This is a genomic window from Actinomadura sp. 3N508 (assembly GCF_044326375.1).
GTDB lineage: Bacteria > Actinomycetota > Actinomycetes > Streptosporangiales > Streptosporangiaceae > Spirillospora.
Window position 1 is genome coordinate 55,608 of the sequence record NZ_JBIRAX010000005.1, and the last position, 15,108, is coordinate 70,715.

15 protein-coding genes are annotated in these 15,108 nt (G+C 72.5%); 12 read left to right on the top strand and 3 right to left on the bottom strand.

Features of this window, described 5'->3' with window-relative positions:
- Positions 1-81: 81 nt before the first annotated feature.
- The 4 genes from ACH34S_RS19145 to ACH34S_RS19160 all read left to right on the top strand — a co-directional run bounded on the left by ACH34S_RS19145 (position 82) and on the right by ACH34S_RS19160 (position 4,778).
- Positions 82-1,731: an AMP-binding protein gene (locus ACH34S_RS19145; protein WP_395954036.1), complete on the top strand. Its 1,650-nt coding sequence runs from the start codon at positions 82-84 to the stop codon at positions 1,729-1,731.
- 4 nt (positions 1,732-1,735) lie between these two features.
- A complete protein-coding gene (locus tag ACH34S_RS19150; RefSeq protein WP_395954037.1) occupies positions 1,736-2,968 on the top strand; it encodes a CaiB/BaiF CoA transferase family protein in 1,233 nt (410 codons plus the stop codon).
- A gap of 62 nt (positions 2,969-3,030) precedes the next feature.
- Entirely contained in the window at positions 3,031-3,711 is a 681-nt protein-coding gene (locus ACH34S_RS19155; protein ID WP_395954038.1) for a TetR/AcrR family transcriptional regulator, read from the top strand.
- A 176-nt stretch (positions 3,712-3,887) separates the two neighbouring features.
- On the top strand, positions 3,888-4,778 hold the full coding sequence (locus ACH34S_RS19160; RefSeq protein WP_395954540.1) for an SDR family oxidoreductase: 891 nt from the start codon (positions 3,888-3,890) through the stop codon (positions 4,776-4,778).
- Positions 4,779-4,866: 88 nt separating this feature from the next.
- Here the strand turns inward: ACH34S_RS19160 and ACH34S_RS19165 are convergent, their stop codons facing one another.
- Positions 4,867-5,766, bottom strand: coding sequence for a VOC family protein (locus ACH34S_RS19165; protein ID WP_395954039.1), 900 nt, complete (start codon positions 5,764-5,766; stop codon positions 4,867-4,869).
- A 151-nt stretch (positions 5,767-5,917) separates the two neighbouring features.
- On the opposite strand from ACH34S_RS19165, the gene ACH34S_RS19170 reads away from it, so the two are divergent.
- The 3 genes from ACH34S_RS19170 to ACH34S_RS19180 are packed head-to-tail and all read left to right on the top strand — an operon-like array spanning position 5,918 to position 8,672.
- Complete coding sequence (locus ACH34S_RS19170; protein ID WP_395954040.1) at positions 5,918-6,226, top strand: hypothetical protein; 309 nt, start codon at positions 5,918-5,920, stop codon at positions 6,224-6,226.
- Positions 6,227-6,234: 8 nt separating this feature from the next.
- Entirely contained in the window at positions 6,235-7,758 is a 1,524-nt protein-coding gene (locus tag ACH34S_RS19175; protein ID WP_395954041.1) for a class I adenylate-forming enzyme family protein, read from the top strand.
- Positions 7,755-8,672, top strand: coding sequence for an enoyl-CoA hydratase (locus tag ACH34S_RS19180; protein WP_395954042.1), 918 nt, complete (start codon positions 7,755-7,757; stop codon positions 8,670-8,672). Before ACH34S_RS19175 ends, ACH34S_RS19180 begins: the two co-directional genes overlap by 4 nt.
- Before the next feature lie 65 nt (positions 8,673-8,737).
- Here the strand turns inward: ACH34S_RS19180 and ACH34S_RS19185 are convergent, their stop codons facing one another.
- Together ACH34S_RS19185 and ACH34S_RS19190 are read right to left on the bottom strand one after the other, a co-directional pair.
- A complete protein-coding gene (locus ACH34S_RS19185; RefSeq protein WP_395954043.1) occupies positions 8,738-9,085 on the bottom strand; it encodes a DUF6907 domain-containing protein in 348 nt (115 codons plus the stop codon).
- A 15-nt stretch (positions 9,086-9,100) separates the two neighbouring features.
- Entirely contained in the window at positions 9,101-10,813 is a 1,713-nt protein-coding gene (locus tag ACH34S_RS19190; RefSeq protein WP_395954044.1) for a thiamine pyrophosphate-binding protein, read from the bottom strand.
- A gap of 94 nt (positions 10,814-10,907) precedes the next feature.
- On the opposite strand from ACH34S_RS19190, the gene ACH34S_RS19195 reads away from it, so the two are divergent.
- Genes ACH34S_RS19195 through ACH34S_RS19215 form a run of 5 tightly spaced genes read left to right on the top strand, consistent with a single transcriptional unit; the run spans position 10,908 to position 15,108 of the window.
- Complete coding sequence (locus tag ACH34S_RS19195) at positions 10,908-11,795, top strand: LLM class F420-dependent oxidoreductase (protein ID WP_395954045.1); 888 nt, start codon at positions 10,908-10,910, stop codon at positions 11,793-11,795.
- The gene (locus ACH34S_RS19200) at positions 11,795-13,027 is read left to right on the top strand and encodes a thiolase C-terminal domain-containing protein (RefSeq protein ID WP_395954046.1); all 1,233 of its coding nucleotides are present in this window, start codon (positions 11,795-11,797) and stop codon (positions 13,025-13,027) included. Before ACH34S_RS19195 ends, ACH34S_RS19200 begins: the two co-directional genes overlap by 1 nt.
- A 2-nt stretch (positions 13,028-13,029) precedes the next feature.
- Positions 13,030-13,566, top strand: a complete 537-nt coding sequence (locus ACH34S_RS19205) for a Zn-ribbon domain-containing OB-fold protein (RefSeq protein WP_395954047.1) — start codon at positions 13,030-13,032, stop codon at positions 13,564-13,566.
- Complete coding sequence (locus tag ACH34S_RS19210) at positions 13,566-13,997, top strand: nuclear transport factor 2 family protein (protein ID WP_395954048.1); 432 nt, start codon at positions 13,566-13,568, stop codon at positions 13,995-13,997. Before ACH34S_RS19205 ends, ACH34S_RS19210 begins: the two co-directional genes overlap by 1 nt.
- A 49-nt stretch (positions 13,998-14,046) precedes the next feature.
- Positions 14,047-15,108, top strand: coding sequence for an acyl-CoA dehydrogenase family protein (locus tag ACH34S_RS19215; RefSeq protein WP_395954049.1), 1,062 nt, complete (start codon positions 14,047-14,049; stop codon positions 15,106-15,108).

Consider the following 15,108-nt stretch of genomic DNA (forward strand, 5'->3'; position numbering starts at 1 on the left):
TGCCGATACCTCACCCCGACCCCGACACCACTGAACCGACCCCGAGACTCCGATCAGGCCAGGAACGTGGAGGGGAGCCCGATGGGATCGTTCGAGTTCGCGCCCGCGCCGAGACCGCCAGGACTGAACGCCCGGTACGAGCGGCACGGGCACCAGGTGCCCGTCTCGATCGGCTCCCTGATGGCGCGCAACCGGGTGGAGTTCGGCGGGCTGACCGCCGTGTACGACGGCGACGTCCGGCTGACCTGGCGGGAGCTGGCCGGCATCGCCGGGCGCTTCGCCGGGTTCCTGGGCTCGCGCGGCGTCGGCCCCGGCGACGTCGTGGCCTGGCAGGCGCCGAACTGGTGGGAGTCGCTGGCCGTCGCGTACGGGATCTGGGCGGCGGGCGCGATCAGCGCCCCTATCGTGCCGATCTACCGCGAGCACGAGGTGGCCGCGATCGTCGCCGCGGTCCGCCCGGCCTGCGTGGTGACGGCGGCGGACTTCCGTGGCTGCCGGCATCCGGACCTGATCGACGAGGCGTGCCGGATGGCGGGCTGGGAGCCGTCCGTCCGGGTCGTGCTGCGCGGCACCGCCACCGGCTGGACGCCCTTCGAGACGACGGTGACCGGCAAGCCGGACATCGCCACCGACATCGACCCGGACGCACCCGCGCTCATCGGCTTCACCTCCGGCACGACGTCGGGCGCCAAGGCCGTCGTGCACAGCACCCGCGGCCTGATCGCGTCACCGGTCCGCTCGACCCGCGCGTCCGGCACCACCTGGACGGACCGCGCCTACATGCCCGCACCGGTCGCGCACGCCACCGGCCTCCTGTCGGCCATCGCCGTCCCGCTCTACACGGGCGCGTCGGTCGTCCTGCGCGACCGGTGGGACGCCGACCAGGCCATCGACGACATCCTCGAATACAAGGTCACGACGTCCGCGGGAGCCGCCGTGTTCATGAAGGAGCTGGTGGACGCCCTCGACCGGCGCGGCATCGACCGGCTGCCGCTGCCCGGCGGCTACCCGTGCGGCGGCTCGTCCATCCCGACCTCGCTCGCCGAGGCGACCGAGGCGAAGGGCCTCGCCCCGGCCAGGGCGTTCGGGATGACGGAGTGCCCGGGTGTCACCGGCAGCAGCCCGCGCCTCGACCCGCCGCACATCCGCCTGGCCACCGACGGCTGGATCATGCCGGGCTGCGAGATCCGGGTGCTCGGCCCGGACGGCGCCGAACTGCCCGCGGGCGAGGCGGGGGAGTTCCTGGTCCGGGGCCCGCAGCTCGCGCTCGGCTACATCGACCCGGCGCACACCCGCGAGGGCTTCACCGGCGAGGGCTGGTTCCGCACCGGCGACCTTGGCCTCCTCACCGCGCACGACACGGGCGACGGCGAAGTCCGGTACTCCTGCCAGGTCACCGGGCGGTCCAAGGAGATCATCAACCGGGGCGGGGAGAAGATCTCCGTCCGGGAGATCGAGGACGCGATCGTCCGGCACGCCGAGGTGCTGGACGCGGCGGTCGTCCCGGCGCCGCACGAGCGGCTCGGCGAGCAGCCCGCCGCGTTCGTGCTGCTGCGGCCGGGCGCCGCCGTCCAGCCGGACGGCCTCGCCGCGTTCCTGCGCGCGGGAGGTCTCGCCCCGCAGAAGATCCCGCGTATCTGGCGCTACGTCGACGACCTGCCGAGAACGGCGTCCGGAAAGATCAAGAAGTACGCGCTGCGGGAGGCCCTGGCGGGCCCCGCGCCCGCGTGAGCACGTGAGGAACGGAGAGCTGCACGAGATGGACGGCATATTCGACGGGATCCGCGTGCTGGAGGTGGCCACCTGGACGTTCGTCCCGGCGGCCGCCGCCGTGCTGGCCGACTTCGGCGCCGACGTCGTCAAGGTCGAGCATCCGCTGCGCGGTGACCCGCAGCGCGGCCTGTCCACCGGCGGCTACGCGCCCAGCATGGCCGGGATCAGCATCACGATGGAGCAGACCAACCGGGGCAAGCGCAGCGTCGGCCTCGACATCTCCAAGCCGGAGGGCCGCGAGCTGCTGCTGGAGATGGCGGCCCGCTGCGACGTGTTCATGACGAGCTTCCTGCCCGGCAACCGCGCCAAGCTCGGCATCGACGTCGACGACCTCCGCGCCGTGAACCCCGACATCATCTACGTCCGCGCCGACGCGGTCGGCCCGGAAGGCCCCGAGAGCGGCAAGCCCGGCTACGACATGAGCGCGTTCTGGGCCCGCAGCGGCATCGCGCACGCGCTCACCGAGGAGGGCGCGGAGCGCCCGACCCGGCAGCGCCCCGGCTTCGGCGACAAGACCGGTGCGATGAACCTCGCCTTCGGGGTCGCCGCCGCGCTGTACCGCCGCGCCACCACCGGGACGCCGTCCGAGGTGGACGTGTCGCTGCTCGGCACCGCGCTCTGGGTGAACTCCAGCGACGTCGTGTACTCCAAGGCGATCGGCGGCGACTTCAGCCGCCGCGAGGTCAAGGTCCCGAACCCGATCTCGCACGTCTACCGCACCGGCGACGGCCGCTGGATCGCGCTGCTGATGCTGGAGTCCGACCGCTGGTGGGCGCCGCTGTGCCGGCACCTCGGCCGCGAGGACCTGGTCGGCGACCCGCGCTTCGCGGGCGCCGCCCAGCGGAACGCCAACAGCGCCGAGTGCGTCGCGGAGCTGGCCGCGACCTTCGAGAGCGGGACGCTCGCGGAGTGGCGCGAGCGCCTCGGCCCGCTGAGCGCGCCGTGGGAGGCGATGCAGACGCTCCCCGAGGTCCTGGACGACCCGCAGGTCACCGCGAACGGCTACACGACCGAGGTCAAGCATCCGTCCGGGCAGGACATCACGCTCGTCCGGGCGCCGGTGCGGTTCGACGGCCGCCAGCCTGAGCTGCGGCCCGCGCCGGAGGCCGCCGCGCACACCGAAGAGGTGCTGCTGGAGCTGGGCCACGACTGGGCGGAAATCGGCCGGCTGAAGGAGTCCGGCGCCATCGCCTGACATGCGAGTACGGGCGATTTCGCGACCTCGCGCTTGGTAGACTCGCCGGGCACGCCGAATCGATGAAGGGAATGATGATTTTGAGCGTGTCCCAAGGACGACAGCGCACCGCCACCAAATCACGGGTGGCCGGAGAACAGCGTTGGGAAGAGATTGTCGAAGCCGCCGCGAAGATCTTCTCGCAGAAGGGCTACGAGGCCACAAGCCTGCAGGACATCGCCAATACGGTCGGCATCCTCAAGGGCAGCATGTACTACTATTTCAAGAACAAGGAAGACTTGCTCTTTGAATTGGTGCAGCGCGCCCTGGACGCCCACCAGCCCTCTTTGGTGGAGGAGCCCGCGATCGCGGAGGCCGCCGCGCCCGTGCGGCTGCGGGCCTTCATCCGGCGGTGGATGGCGCTGAACCGCAAGCAGCGCCTCTGGCGCGGCGTCGCGGAGAGCGAGTTCGGGAGGCTGCGCGGCAAGCGCCTCAAGGAGGTCATCGCCGAACGCGACAAATTCAGCGCGTTCGCGAAGGAGATAATCGAGCAGGGAATGCGCGACGGCGACTTCGACTCGGGCATCGACCCCAGCGTCGTGACCAGCACGCTGTTCGAGCTGATGAACACGACGCAGACGTGGTTCAAGCCTTCGGGGCGGCTCTCCTACGCCGAACTCGCCGACTGGTACGCGACCTTTTTCATCCGCGGCCTCGGCGGTTCCGACGAGGTTGTGGCGAAGTCGTCCGGCGAATCCGGGTAAACCGGCCAGGCCGTTCTGCCGAGCCTTCGGATAAACCCTTGCCGGCAATTGGATATCGACCAGACGGTTGGTAGTCTAGCAGAGGGCGGGCGGCCCCGGGCGCGGCCCGCGACCGCCCCCGCTGGAGGGGTCGCCCTCCTTCGACTCGACAAGTGAGGAGAACGGCTGTGGCGAGGATGTGCGAAGGCCGGGTGGCGGTGGTCACCGGCGCGGGGCGCGGGATCGGCCGCGGGCACGCGCTGGAGCTCGCGCGCCAGGGCGCCCGGGTCGTGGTCAACGACCTCGGCGGCGACGTGCACGGCGCGAACCCCGACTCGGCCGCGGCCAAGGAGGTCGCCGAGGAGATCGTCGCCGCCGGTGGAGAGGCCGTGCCCAGCGGTCACGACGTGTCCACCGCCGACGGCGCCGCCGGGCTCGTCCGGCTGGCCCTCGACAGCTTCGGCGCGCTGCACGCCGTGGTGAACAACGCGGGCATCCTGCGCGACCGCACCATCATCAACATGACCGACGACGAGTGGGACTCCGTCATCGCCGTCCACCTGCGGGGCACGTTCCTGGTCACCCGGGAGGCCGCCCGGCACTGGCGGGAACGGTCCAAGGCGGGCGAGCGGGTCGACGCCCGCATCATCAACACCTCGTCGGTGTCCGGCCTGTTCGGCAACACCGGGCAGAGCAACTACGGCGCCGCCAAGGCCGGCATCGCCGGGTTCACGATCATCGCGTCGCTGGAGCTGGCCCGCTACGGCATCACGGTCAACGCGGTGTCGCCGTCGGCGCGCACCCGCATGATCACGCCGCGCGGGCAGGAGCGGATGGCCGCCCGCGACGACTTCGACCCGTTCGCCCCCGAGAACATCGCGCCGCTGGTGGCCTGGCTCGCCGGGAGCGAGTCCAAGGACGTGACCGGGCGCGTCTTCAACGTCCACGGCGGCCGGATCAGCGTCCTCGAAGGCTGGAACGAGGGCCCGGTCGTCGACAAGGGCCGGCGCTGGGACCCCGACGAGCTCGCCGCCGTCATGCCCGAGCTCGTGGCCCGCGCCCGCGGGAACATCACCCTCGGCGGCTGACGACCCCGGCCCGCGCCCCATGAGGTCGTCGGGGGCCGGCCGTGACGTTGCCGGGGACGGGGCCCCCGGTAACGCCACGGCCGGCGGTTCAGCGCCCGGGGGTTCGGCTCTCGGTCAGGCGCAGCACGGCCCCGAAGCAGTCGTCCGGGTCGAGGACCAGGTCATCGGACTGGCGCTCGGCGATCCGCACCCCGCAGGACGCGAGATGCCGCCGCGCGGCGTCCAGGTCGCGGACCTCGAAGGTGACCGAGTGCATGATCTCCCCGTTGCGGGCGAGGTCGCGGCCGGCCCGGCTCCGCTCGTCGTCCGGCCGGGCCAGCTCGATCACCGTGTCCTCGCCGACGTGCACGAAGACGCTGTCGGTCGCGTCCGCGCCGCGGCCCCGGCGCAGCACCTCGCCGCCGAGCGCGCCCGCGTAGAACCCGGCCGCCCGGTCCAGGTCGCGGACGACCACGGTCATGTACGCGACGCGCTCGACGCCCAGCGGATGCTCGTCGCTCCAGTAGGACGTGGAGAACCCCGGACGGAACCGCGGGTCCACCAGGCCGCTGACCGCCTCGACGTCCACGAACTCGATGGCCCCGTGGCTGTCCCTGGGGTGGGTGTAGAGCGAGCCGGGGAACTCGCCCGAGGCGGATGCCGCCTCCATGTCCGCGCCGCCGGGGCCGGTCACGCGCACGCCCGCCGAGCGCAGCCGCTCGTAGAGGCCCCGCAGGTCCTTGACGTACCAGGCCAGCGAGTGGAGGTGCTCGCCGAACCGCGCGTAGAACCTGCCGACCGGGGTCGCCTCGGCGCCCGGCAGCCGGCTCGACATCATCGGCTCCATCACGAAGTCGGCGATGACGACGAGCGAGGCGTCCCGCTTCTCGACGGCCAGATGCCCCTTGTAGAAGCGCTCGACGCCGAACACCCGGTCGTACCAGCCGTCCGCGGCGTCCAGGTCGGAGACCATGTGGATCGCGTGGTAGAACCTGCCGATCTCGAACAACGTTCCGCTCCCTCTCTCGGCCCTCTCGTGGCCCCGGCCCTGGCGAATCCGCTCGCCCGGCCCTAACATATCTACCAGACGGTTGGTTGTTTAACCGTCCGGCTATGAGATGCTGGAAACTGAGATTCGCACCGGTCGGAGGGGGTCTGCGGTGATATTGAGCATCGGTTCGCGGCTGCGCAGCGCGGTGTGCGACGGCGAGGTCGTGGTGGTCAGAGCGAGCGGCGAGGAGGTGGATCTGCGCTGCGGCGGCCGTCCGATGATCGCCATCGACGCGACGGCGGAACCGGGCGCCGCGCCCGAACCCGGCTTCGCGGACGGCGTCCTGCTCGGCAAGCGCTACGTCGGCGCGGGCGGCCGGTTCGAGCTGCTGTGCACCAAGGCGGGCACGGGCTCGCTCGCGGAGGCGGACGAGCCGCTCGGCATCAAGGACGCCAAGCCGCTGCCGTCGTCCGACTGAGCCCGCCGATGGACGTCACACTCCTGCTCCAGATGGCCGCCGAGGGGTTCGGCGGCCGCGCCGCGATCGGCCCCCGGGACGGCGGCCCCGCCCAGATGCTCACCTACGAGCAGCTGCACGAGCGCTCCCGGCGGGCCGGCGCCTGGCTCGCCGGACGCGACGCGCGCCACGCCGTCCTGCTGGGCGTGAACTCCCCGGCCGTGCCGCTTCTCCTGTTCGGTGCCGCGTTCGCCGGAATCCCGATGGCCCCCCTCAACTACCGGCTGGCCGACGAGCGGCTCGCGGCCGTGCTGCGCCGCGTCGTCCCCGGCGTCGCGGTCACCGACCCCGCCTTCACCGGACGGGTCCGCACCCTCCAGGACGCGCTCGCCCCCGTCGACGCGGCGACGTTCCTCGACGCGACCACCACCGATCAGGGCCCTGCCCCATCGGGCGCCGACCCTGACGGGATCGCGGTGCTGCTGTTCACTAGCGGCACGACCGGCGAGCCGAAGGCCGCCGTGCTGCGGCACCGGCACCTGGCGTCCTACGTCGTGTCGACGGTCGAGTTCATGGGCGCGGCGGAGGACGAGGCCACGCTGGTGAGCGTCCCGCCGTACCACATCGCGGGCATCTCGGCCGTCCTGACCTCGGTCTACGCCGGACGCCGCATCGTGCAGCTCCCGTCGTTCGACCCGGACGCGTGGGTGCGGCTGGCCGAGCGGGAGCGCGTCACGCACGCGATGGTGGTGCCGACGATGCTCGGCCGCATCCTCGACGCGCTCCCCGAGACCCCGCGCCCGCTGCCCGCGCTGCGGACGCTGTCGTACGGCGGCGGCCGGATGCCGGTGCCGGTGATCGAGCGCGCGATGCGGCTGCTCCCGCACGTGGAGTTCGTCAACGCCTACGGGCTGACCGAGACCAGCTCCACGATCGCCGTGCTCGGCCCCGGCGACCACCGCGCCGCGATGGGCAGCGCGGACCCCGCCGTCCGGCGGCGGCTGGGCTCGGTCGGCGTCCCGGTGCCCTCGGTGGAGGTCGAGATCCGCGACCCGTCCGGGCGGCCGGTTCCGGCCGGGGCGGCGGGGGAGATCTGGGTGCGCGGCGAGCAGGTCGCGGGCGAGTATCTCGACCGCCGCGCCGTCCGCGCCGACGGCTGGTTCCCGACCAGGGACGAGGGCCGCCTCGACGACGCCGGCTACCTCTACGTCGAGGGCCGCCTGGACGACGTGATCGTCCGCGGCGGGGAGAACATCTCGCCCGGCGAGATCGAGGACGTCCTCACCGCGCATCCCGCCGTCGCGGACGCGGCCGTCGTGGGCCTCCCCGACACCGAATGGGGCGAGCGCGTCGTCGCCGCCGTGGTGCTCCACGACGGTCACAAGGCCGGCCGCGACGAGCTGCAGGACTGGGTGCGGGCGCGGCTCCGCTCGTCCCGCACCCCCGAGCACGTGGCATTCCGCACCGGACTGCCCTACACCGACACGGGCAAGCTGCTCCGCCGCGACCTGCGCGCGGAACTGCTCGGCGAACAGGAAGAGAGCATGCCGTGACCGACAAGCCCGACTACAGGTTCGTCACCTACGAGGAGCTCGACGGCGGGACGATCGTCCGGATCCTCCTGAACCGGCCGAAGACCCGCAACGCGCAGAGCCGCGGCCTCCTCGTCGAGCTGAACGACGCCTTCCTGCGCGCCGAGCAGGACGACACCGTCCGCGTCGTCATCCTCGGCGGCGTCGGCCCGATGTTCTCCTCCGGCCACGACATCGGCTCGGCGGAGGCCCGCGCCGAGTACAGCCCGGGCCCGGACCAGCACCCGACCACGAAGATCAACGGCGGCTCCCGCACCGGCATCGAGAAGATGATGCTCCAGGAGTGGCACTACTTCTTCGAGAACACCCGCCGCTGGCGCAACCTCCGCAAGATCACCATCGCGCAGGTGCACGGCACCGTCTACGCGGCCGGGCTGATGCTGATGTGGGCGTGCGACCTGATCGTCGCCGACGACAAGGTCAAGTTCGCGGACGTCGTCGGCACCCGGCTCGGCATGTGCGGCGTCGAGTACTTCGGCCACCCGTGGGAGTTCGGCCCGCGCAAGGCCAAGGAGCTGCTGCTGACCGGCGACTCGATCGACGTCCACGAGGCGCACCGCCTCGGCATGGTCAGCAAGGTGTTCACCCCCGACCGCCTCGCCGACGACACCGTCGCGCTGGCCCGCCGGATCGCGGCGCTCCCCACCATGGCCGCGCTGCTGATCAAGGAGTCGGTGAACCAGACCGTCGACAACATGGGCTTCTACAACTCGCTGAACTCCTGCTTCACGCTGCACGAGCTCAACCACGCGCACTGGTCGACCGAGACCAAGGGCGAGAGCATCGTCGCGACCCCCGAGCACGGCGTCCCGGACTGGCGCAACGCCCCGCCCGTCAAGCCCGCCCAGAAGGACACCGCCGAGGCCCCCGCATAAACAGGACCCCGGTCACCAGAACGGCCGCCCCCGGAGACCCCGGAGGCGGCCGTTCTGGTCGGGGGCTATTGCTCGGTGCGGTCGGCGCAGGCCAGCAGGATCCCGGCGAGCCGGCGCGCCTCGTACGGCGACAGGCTGATCACCCGGTAGCGGGGCCCGACGTGGTAGCTGAGCTCGACGGACGGCGAAGCGGCTTCCGCGGCGTCACCGCCGTCCGCGGCCTCGTCCGGCTCGTACTGCACGACCCTGGCGTCGATCGACTCGGGCAGCCGCACGTCGTGGCGATGCGACAGGGACAGGCCCTGCGTCTCGCTCTCGTGCAGCAGCGCCGTCCGCGTCCCGGAATGGTCCAGGGCGCACCAGTCCGGGCAGCGCTGGTCCCGCGCGCAGGGGTCCTTCGAGGCCAGCGGCATGGGTCCTCTCCTCCTTCAAACACGCACCAGGGGTGACGTGACGTCCCGGAACGACGTCTCCATCGAGATCCTGACGTCGACGACCGTCGGCAGCTCCTCCTCGGCGAACGCCTCGCGCAGCGCGTCGCCGAGCCGTGCCGGGTCGTCCACGCGGACGCCCCGGCAGCCCATCGACCGGGCGATCGCCGCATGGTCGAAGTCGTTGAAATGGGACACCGACGAGCCGCCGTGCACGACCCAGCCCAGCGACGCGTTGTTGCACACGACGGTGACGATGGGGATGCCGTGCTCGACCGCCGTCATCAGGCCGTTCATCGTCATGGCGAAGCCGCCGTCGCCGGTGACCGCGGCGACGCGCCGTCCCGGATGCACGAGCTTGGCGCCCAGCGCGGACGGGATCGCGTAGCCCATCGGCCCGATCCCGGCGGCCTGCAGGAAGCCGCCGGCGTTCGGCGTCCGGTAGTAGTGCGTCATGAAGATCCGGTTCTCGCCCGCGTCGCAGGTCACGATGCCGTCGTCGCCGATCGCGCGGGCGAGCTCGGCGATCAGCCGCTGCGGCATGATCGGTGTGGCGCCGGACGTGGCCGCCGGATGGTCGAAGTGGCCGTGCCGTTCCCGCAGCTCCGCGACGCGTTCCCGGCCGCCTCCGGTGCCGCCCTGGCCGAGCGCCTCGGTGAGGTGGCCGAGCGTGGCGGCGGCGTCGCCGAGCAGGGCGTGCTCGCTCGGGAACGAACGCCCGGCGTTGAGCGGCTCCACGTCCACGTGGACGAGCGTCTGCCGCTCCGGGTCGAGCAGGTCCGGGTTCTCCATGGCGGTGTCGCCGGAGCTGAGCTTGGTGCCGACCGCGATCACCGTGTCGGCGCCGCCTACCGCCGCGTTCGCGGCCCCGGTCCCGAAGGTGCCGTAGACGCCGAGCGCGAGGTCGTGGGTCTCGGCGATGCAGCCCTTGCCGGACGGGCTCGTGACGACGGGCGCGTCGAGCGTCTCGGCGAAGCGGCGCAGCGCGTCCTCGGCCCGCGCGATCCGTACCCCGTTCCCGGCGATCACGACAGGGCGGCGCGCCGAGGCGATGGCCTCCGCGGCGGCCTCGACACGATCGGCGGGGGCGGGCGGGGACGCCTGCGGCAGGTACCCGGCGGTCGGGTAGAGGCGGGGCCGCGACCCGGGCCCGACGTCTCCGCGGAGCGCCGCGCCCGAGTACAGGACGGCGACCGGACCCGGCTGCCCGGCCAGCGCGTGCCGGATCGCGAGCTGCGTGCCGTGCACCGCCTCGGCCGGGCCGCGCGCGTCCACGACCTCCTTGGTGATGCCGGCGAAGCTCTGCCGCGCGTCCCAGTTCCCGTACTCGCCGGTGCCCGTCTGGTACGAGCCGTGCTGGGTGAGCCCGGCGCCGTCGGAGAAGTCGGTCAGCAGGAGCATGGGGCTGCTCGACAGGTGGGCTTCGAGCGTGCCGATCACGCCGTAGCCGAGCACCCAGGGGCCCTGGCCGATGAGCACGCCGGGACGGCCGGTGAGCCGCCCGTACACCTCCGCCATGGCGCTGGCCAGCGACTCCTGCCGGACCACGATCGTGCGGATCGAGTCCCGGTACTTCTCCAGCGCGTTGAAGATCCGGCCCGTCTCGCCGCCGGGGACGCCGAAGACCGTGTCGATCCCGGCCTCGGCCAGCACCGTCGCGATGGCCTCCGGAACCGGCGTCGGCGTCGTGAAGATCCGCTGTGTCGGCATGACCTCACGATGCCATCACCGGATCTCGCTAGTCAACCAACCGTCTGGTAGATATAGGATCGCGTTGCGCACCGTCGGACGGGAGGAGCGGGGCATGAGGTTCGGGCTGCCGATGTACGGGCTGAGTCCGCGGCACCAGCCGGAGGCCGCGCGGCTGGCGGAGGAGAACGGCTTCGAGTCGGTGTGGGTGCCCGAGCATCTGGTGCTCCCCGCCGAGATCCCGCCGACCTACCTCTACACGCCCGACGGCCGCCCGCCGATCGAGCCCCGCACCCCGATGTACGACCCGTGGGTGGTGCTCGCGGCCATCGCGGCCTCGACCGAGCGGATCCGGCTGGCGACGAACGTGTACGTCCTGCCGCTGCGGCACCCGATCACCACCGCGCGGTCCGTGGTGACGCTCGACCGCGTGTCGGGCGGACGCGTCACGCTCGGCATCGGGGTGGGCTGGCTGGAGGAGGAGTTCGGCATCGTCGGCCAGTCGTTCCGCGACCGCGGCAGCCGCACCGACGAGATCATCCCGCTGCTGCGCCGGCTGTGGAGCGAGGAGACGGTCACGCACGAGGGCCGCCACTACGCGTTCGGGCCGGTGGCGTTCGAGCCCAAGCCGGTGCAGCGGCGCGGCGGCGGGCGCGGCATCCCGGTGGAGGTCGGCGGCACGTCCCCGCCCGCGCTGCGCAGGGCGGGCCGCCTCGGCGACGGCTGGATCGAGATCGGCGCGAAGGACCTCGACGACGTCGCCCGCATGCTGGCGGTGGTGCGCGCCGCCCGGGAGGAGGCGGGCCGGGCGGACGAGCCGTTCGAGGTCACGTGCAGCGTGCCCGCCGACGTCGGCTCCGTGCGCCGCGCGGAGGAGTTGGGCGTGACCCGCGTCATCGCGTCCCCGGTGCGCGGGCATACCGGGCGGATCACCAGGGAGGACGTTCTGGACGGCATCAAGCGCTTCGCCGACGAGGTGATCGCGCGGACGGGAGACGGCTGATGGGCGGCCTCAAGGACAAGTACTGCATCGTCGGGGTGGGGGAGACGGACTACGTCCGCGGCTCGGGCCGCACCACCCGGAGCATGGGCGTGGAGGCGGTCCGCAACGCGATGAACGACGCGGGGCTGGACGCGACCGACATCGACGGCATGCTCTGCTACCAGGTCGGCGACTCGACGCTGTCCCAGACGATCGCGACCGACCTCGGCATCCGGCTCAACTTCTACACCGACACCTACGGCGGCGGGTCCAGCACCGAGACGATCATCGGGCTGGCGATGGGCGCGATCGAGGCGGGCATGTGCCGCACGGTCGCGGTGTTCCGGTCGATGAACGGCTACTCGTCGCTGCGGATGGGCGGGCGTCCCGCGCCCACCGGGCCGGGCCCCGCGCGGCTCGTCGGCGACGCGCTCGACACCACGCCCTACGGCATCGGCAGCCCCGCGCAGCGGTTCCAGTTCACGTTCGCGCGGCACATGCAGACCTACGGGACGACGAACGAGCAGCTGGCCCACGTCAAGGTCGCGCACGCGAAGCACGCGTCCAACAACCCCCGGGCGTATTACCGCAAGCGCGTGAGCGTCGACGACGTGCTCGACTCGCGCTGGATCGTCAAGCCCGCCTGCCACCTGCTGGACTGCTGCATCGAGACCGACAACGCGACCTGCGTGATCGTGACGTCCGCCGACCGGGCCCGCGACCTGCGGCAGCGTCCGGCGCACATCATGTCCGTGGTCGGCCGCGCCAACAAGCCGTACCAGGACCCTCTCGCGCACTACCAGTGCGACCCGATCACCCGGCAGGCCGGCTACTACGGCGGCCGGATCGCGTTCCGCAACGCCGGGGTGGAGCCCGCCGACATCCAGCTCACCGGCTGCTACGACGCCTTCACCTTCACGCCCGTGCTGCTGTTCGAGGGCTACGGGTTCTGCGCGGAGGGCGAGGGCGGCGAGTACGTGTCCGGCGGGACGATCGAGCTGGGCGGGGCGCGTCCGAACAACACCAGCGGCGGGCAGCTCTGCGAGGGCTACACGCACGGCATGAACCTGGTGATCGAGAACGTCCGGCAGCTCCGCCACCAGGCCGACGACTCGTGCCCGGGGTGGCGGGAGGGGCGGCACACCTACGACTACGCCGAGGGCGGCTGCCGCCAGGTCCGGGACGTGGAGCTGGCGATGAACATGGGCTGGGGGACCCCGGCGGTGTCCAGCGCGCTGATCATGAGGAGGTAGCGGTGGCGGTCTACAAGGGCTTCGATATCGCGGCGGACCCGGCGGGCTCCGAGCATCGCGGGTACTTCGAGGCGGCCGGACGCGGCGAGCTGGTCGTCCAGCGCTGCACGAACGGGGAGTGCGGGCTGATGCGCGGGCAGATCGGCGCGGCCTGCCCGTTCTGCACGGGCCTGGAATGGGAGTGGCGGCCGGTCGCCGGCACCGGGGTGATCTACAGCTACCAGGTCGTCGCGCGGGCGGTGAATCCCGCGTTCGCCGACTGGGTGCCCTACCCGGTGGTGCTGGTCGAGCTGGACGAACAGCGCGGCGTGCCGTGGCGCGGCGGCGCCGAGGACGAGTCCGTCTCGCTGCGCAAGATCGCGAACCTGGTGGACGGCGCCGACCCGGCCCGCCCGGAGGACGAGGCGAACGTGGCGATCGGCCTGCGCGTCCGGGTGTGCTTCACCGATCTCGGCGACGGCCTGGCGCTGCCGCAGTTCCGGCTGAGCGGCGAGCCGCCCGAGCACACCCCGTGGCGCGCGGCCGAGCGGGCGTCCTGATGGAGCTCTGGGAGCTGGCCGCCCGGGAGGGCATCCGCGACCTGGTGGCCCGCTACAACTCCAACGGCGACAGCGGGCGGTTCGAGCACCTCCTGGAGCTGTTCGCGCCGGACGCGACGATGGACGTCGGCGACGGGCGCACCTACCGGGGCCGCGACGAGATCGCCACGATCTTCACCGGCACCGGGGACCGCTGGCGGGCGGCCGCGCAGGCACGCGGCGTGCCGCCCTACGTCCGGCACTTCACCGCCACCCACCAGATCGACCTGCTGGGCGGGGACCGTGCGAAGGGCCGCAGCCACTTCCAGGTCCTGATGCCGCACGGCCTCGACCATTGGGGCCGCTACCTGGACGAATACGTGCTGATCGGGGGTCGCTGGCTGTTCGCGCACCGCCGCGTCGCCGTCGACGGGCGCGCCGCGCACGGCTAGGCAAACTACCAGACGACTGGTAGATTTACGGCGACCGGAAGGAGATGCCGTGCAGACAGCGCGCCGCCCGGAGCTCAGACGCAACGACTACAGGCTCAGCGAGGAACAGCAGGACGTCGAGGCGGTCTTCGCCGAGTTCTTCCTCCGGGAGTGCCCCGGCTCGCGGGTCCGGGACGCCGAGCCGCTCGGCTACGACGAGAAGCTCTGGCGCTCCCTCGCCCGGACGGGCGCCGCCACGATGGGGATCCCCGAGGCGATCGGCGGGGGCGGGGCGTCCGTCCTGGACCTCGCGCTGGTGGCGGGCACGTTCGGCCGCCATCTCGCGCCCGTCCCGCTGATCGAGGCGGCGGTCGCGCTCCGGCTGCTCGCCGCGGCCGCGCCGGACGCCGCGCCCGCGTGGATCGACGGCGCGGCGGAGGGCGGCCGGTTCCCGACGCTCGCACTCCGTCCCGCAGACGCCGATGGCGCGGCACAGCTCGTCCCGGCCGGGGCGATCACGGGCGCGGTCATCGCGCTGGCGGGCGGCGAGCTGGTGCTGCACGACGCGGCCGAGCCGCAGCCGCCGGTCGGGAACCAGGGGCGCGCGCCGATCGCCTGGTGGCGTCCTTCCCCCGAGAACCGTGTGGTCCTCGCAAGGGGCGACCGGGCGCGCGAGCTGTACGAGGGCGCGGTGCGCGAATGGAAGCTGCTCACCGCCGCCGCGCTGGCCGGGCTCGGCGAGGGCGCCCTCGCGCTCGGCCTCGACTTCGTCAAGGACCGCACCGCGTTCGACACGCCCATCGGCGCCTTCCAGGCGATCTCGCACGCGCTCGCCGACGCGCACACTGCGGTCGTCGGCGCCCGCAACCTCGCCCGCAAGGCGGCCTGGTACGCCGCCAGCGAACCGGGCACCCGGCCCGAACTGATCCCGATGGCGTTCGCCTACGGCGCCCAGGCCGCGACCAAGGCGGTGACCGTCGCCACGCACGTCCAGGGCGGCTTCGGGTTCACGGTCGAGTCGGACGTCCAGCTGTACTTCCGCCGGGCCAAGGGCTGGAGCGTGCTCGCCGGCGACCCGAGGGCCGAGCTGTCCGCCATCGGCGACCTGCTCGCCGACCGCGTGAGGAGCTGA

Coding starts and splice junctions, on each gene's coding strand:
- ACH34S_RS19145 (WP_395954036.1), top strand. CDS start 82: ATGGGATCGTTCGAGTTCGCGCCCGCGCCGAGACCGCCAGGACTGAAC.
- ACH34S_RS19155 (WP_395954038.1), top strand. CDS start 3,031: ATGAAGGGAATGATGATTTTGAGCGTGTCCCAAGGACGACAGCGCACC.
- ACH34S_RS19160 (WP_395954540.1), top strand. CDS start 3,888: ATGTGCGAAGGCCGGGTGGCGGTGGTCACCGGCGCGGGGCGCGGGATC.
- ACH34S_RS19175 (WP_395954041.1), top strand. CDS start 6,235: ATGGACGTCACACTCCTGCTCCAGATGGCCGCCGAGGGGTTCGGCGGC.
- ACH34S_RS19185 (WP_395954043.1), bottom strand. CDS start 9,085: ATGCCGCTGGCCTCGAAGGACCCCTGCGCGCGGGACCAGCGCTGCCCG.
- ACH34S_RS19190 (WP_395954044.1), bottom strand. CDS start 10,813: ATGCCGACACAGCGGATCTTCACGACGCCGACGCCGGTTCCGGAGGCC.
- ACH34S_RS19195 (WP_395954045.1), top strand. CDS start 10,908: ATGAGGTTCGGGCTGCCGATGTACGGGCTGAGTCCGCGGCACCAGCCG.
- ACH34S_RS19200 (WP_395954046.1), top strand. CDS start 11,795: ATGGGCGGCCTCAAGGACAAGTACTGCATCGTCGGGGTGGGGGAGACG.
- ACH34S_RS19210 (WP_395954048.1), top strand. CDS start 13,566: ATGGAGCTCTGGGAGCTGGCCGCCCGGGAGGGCATCCGCGACCTGGTG.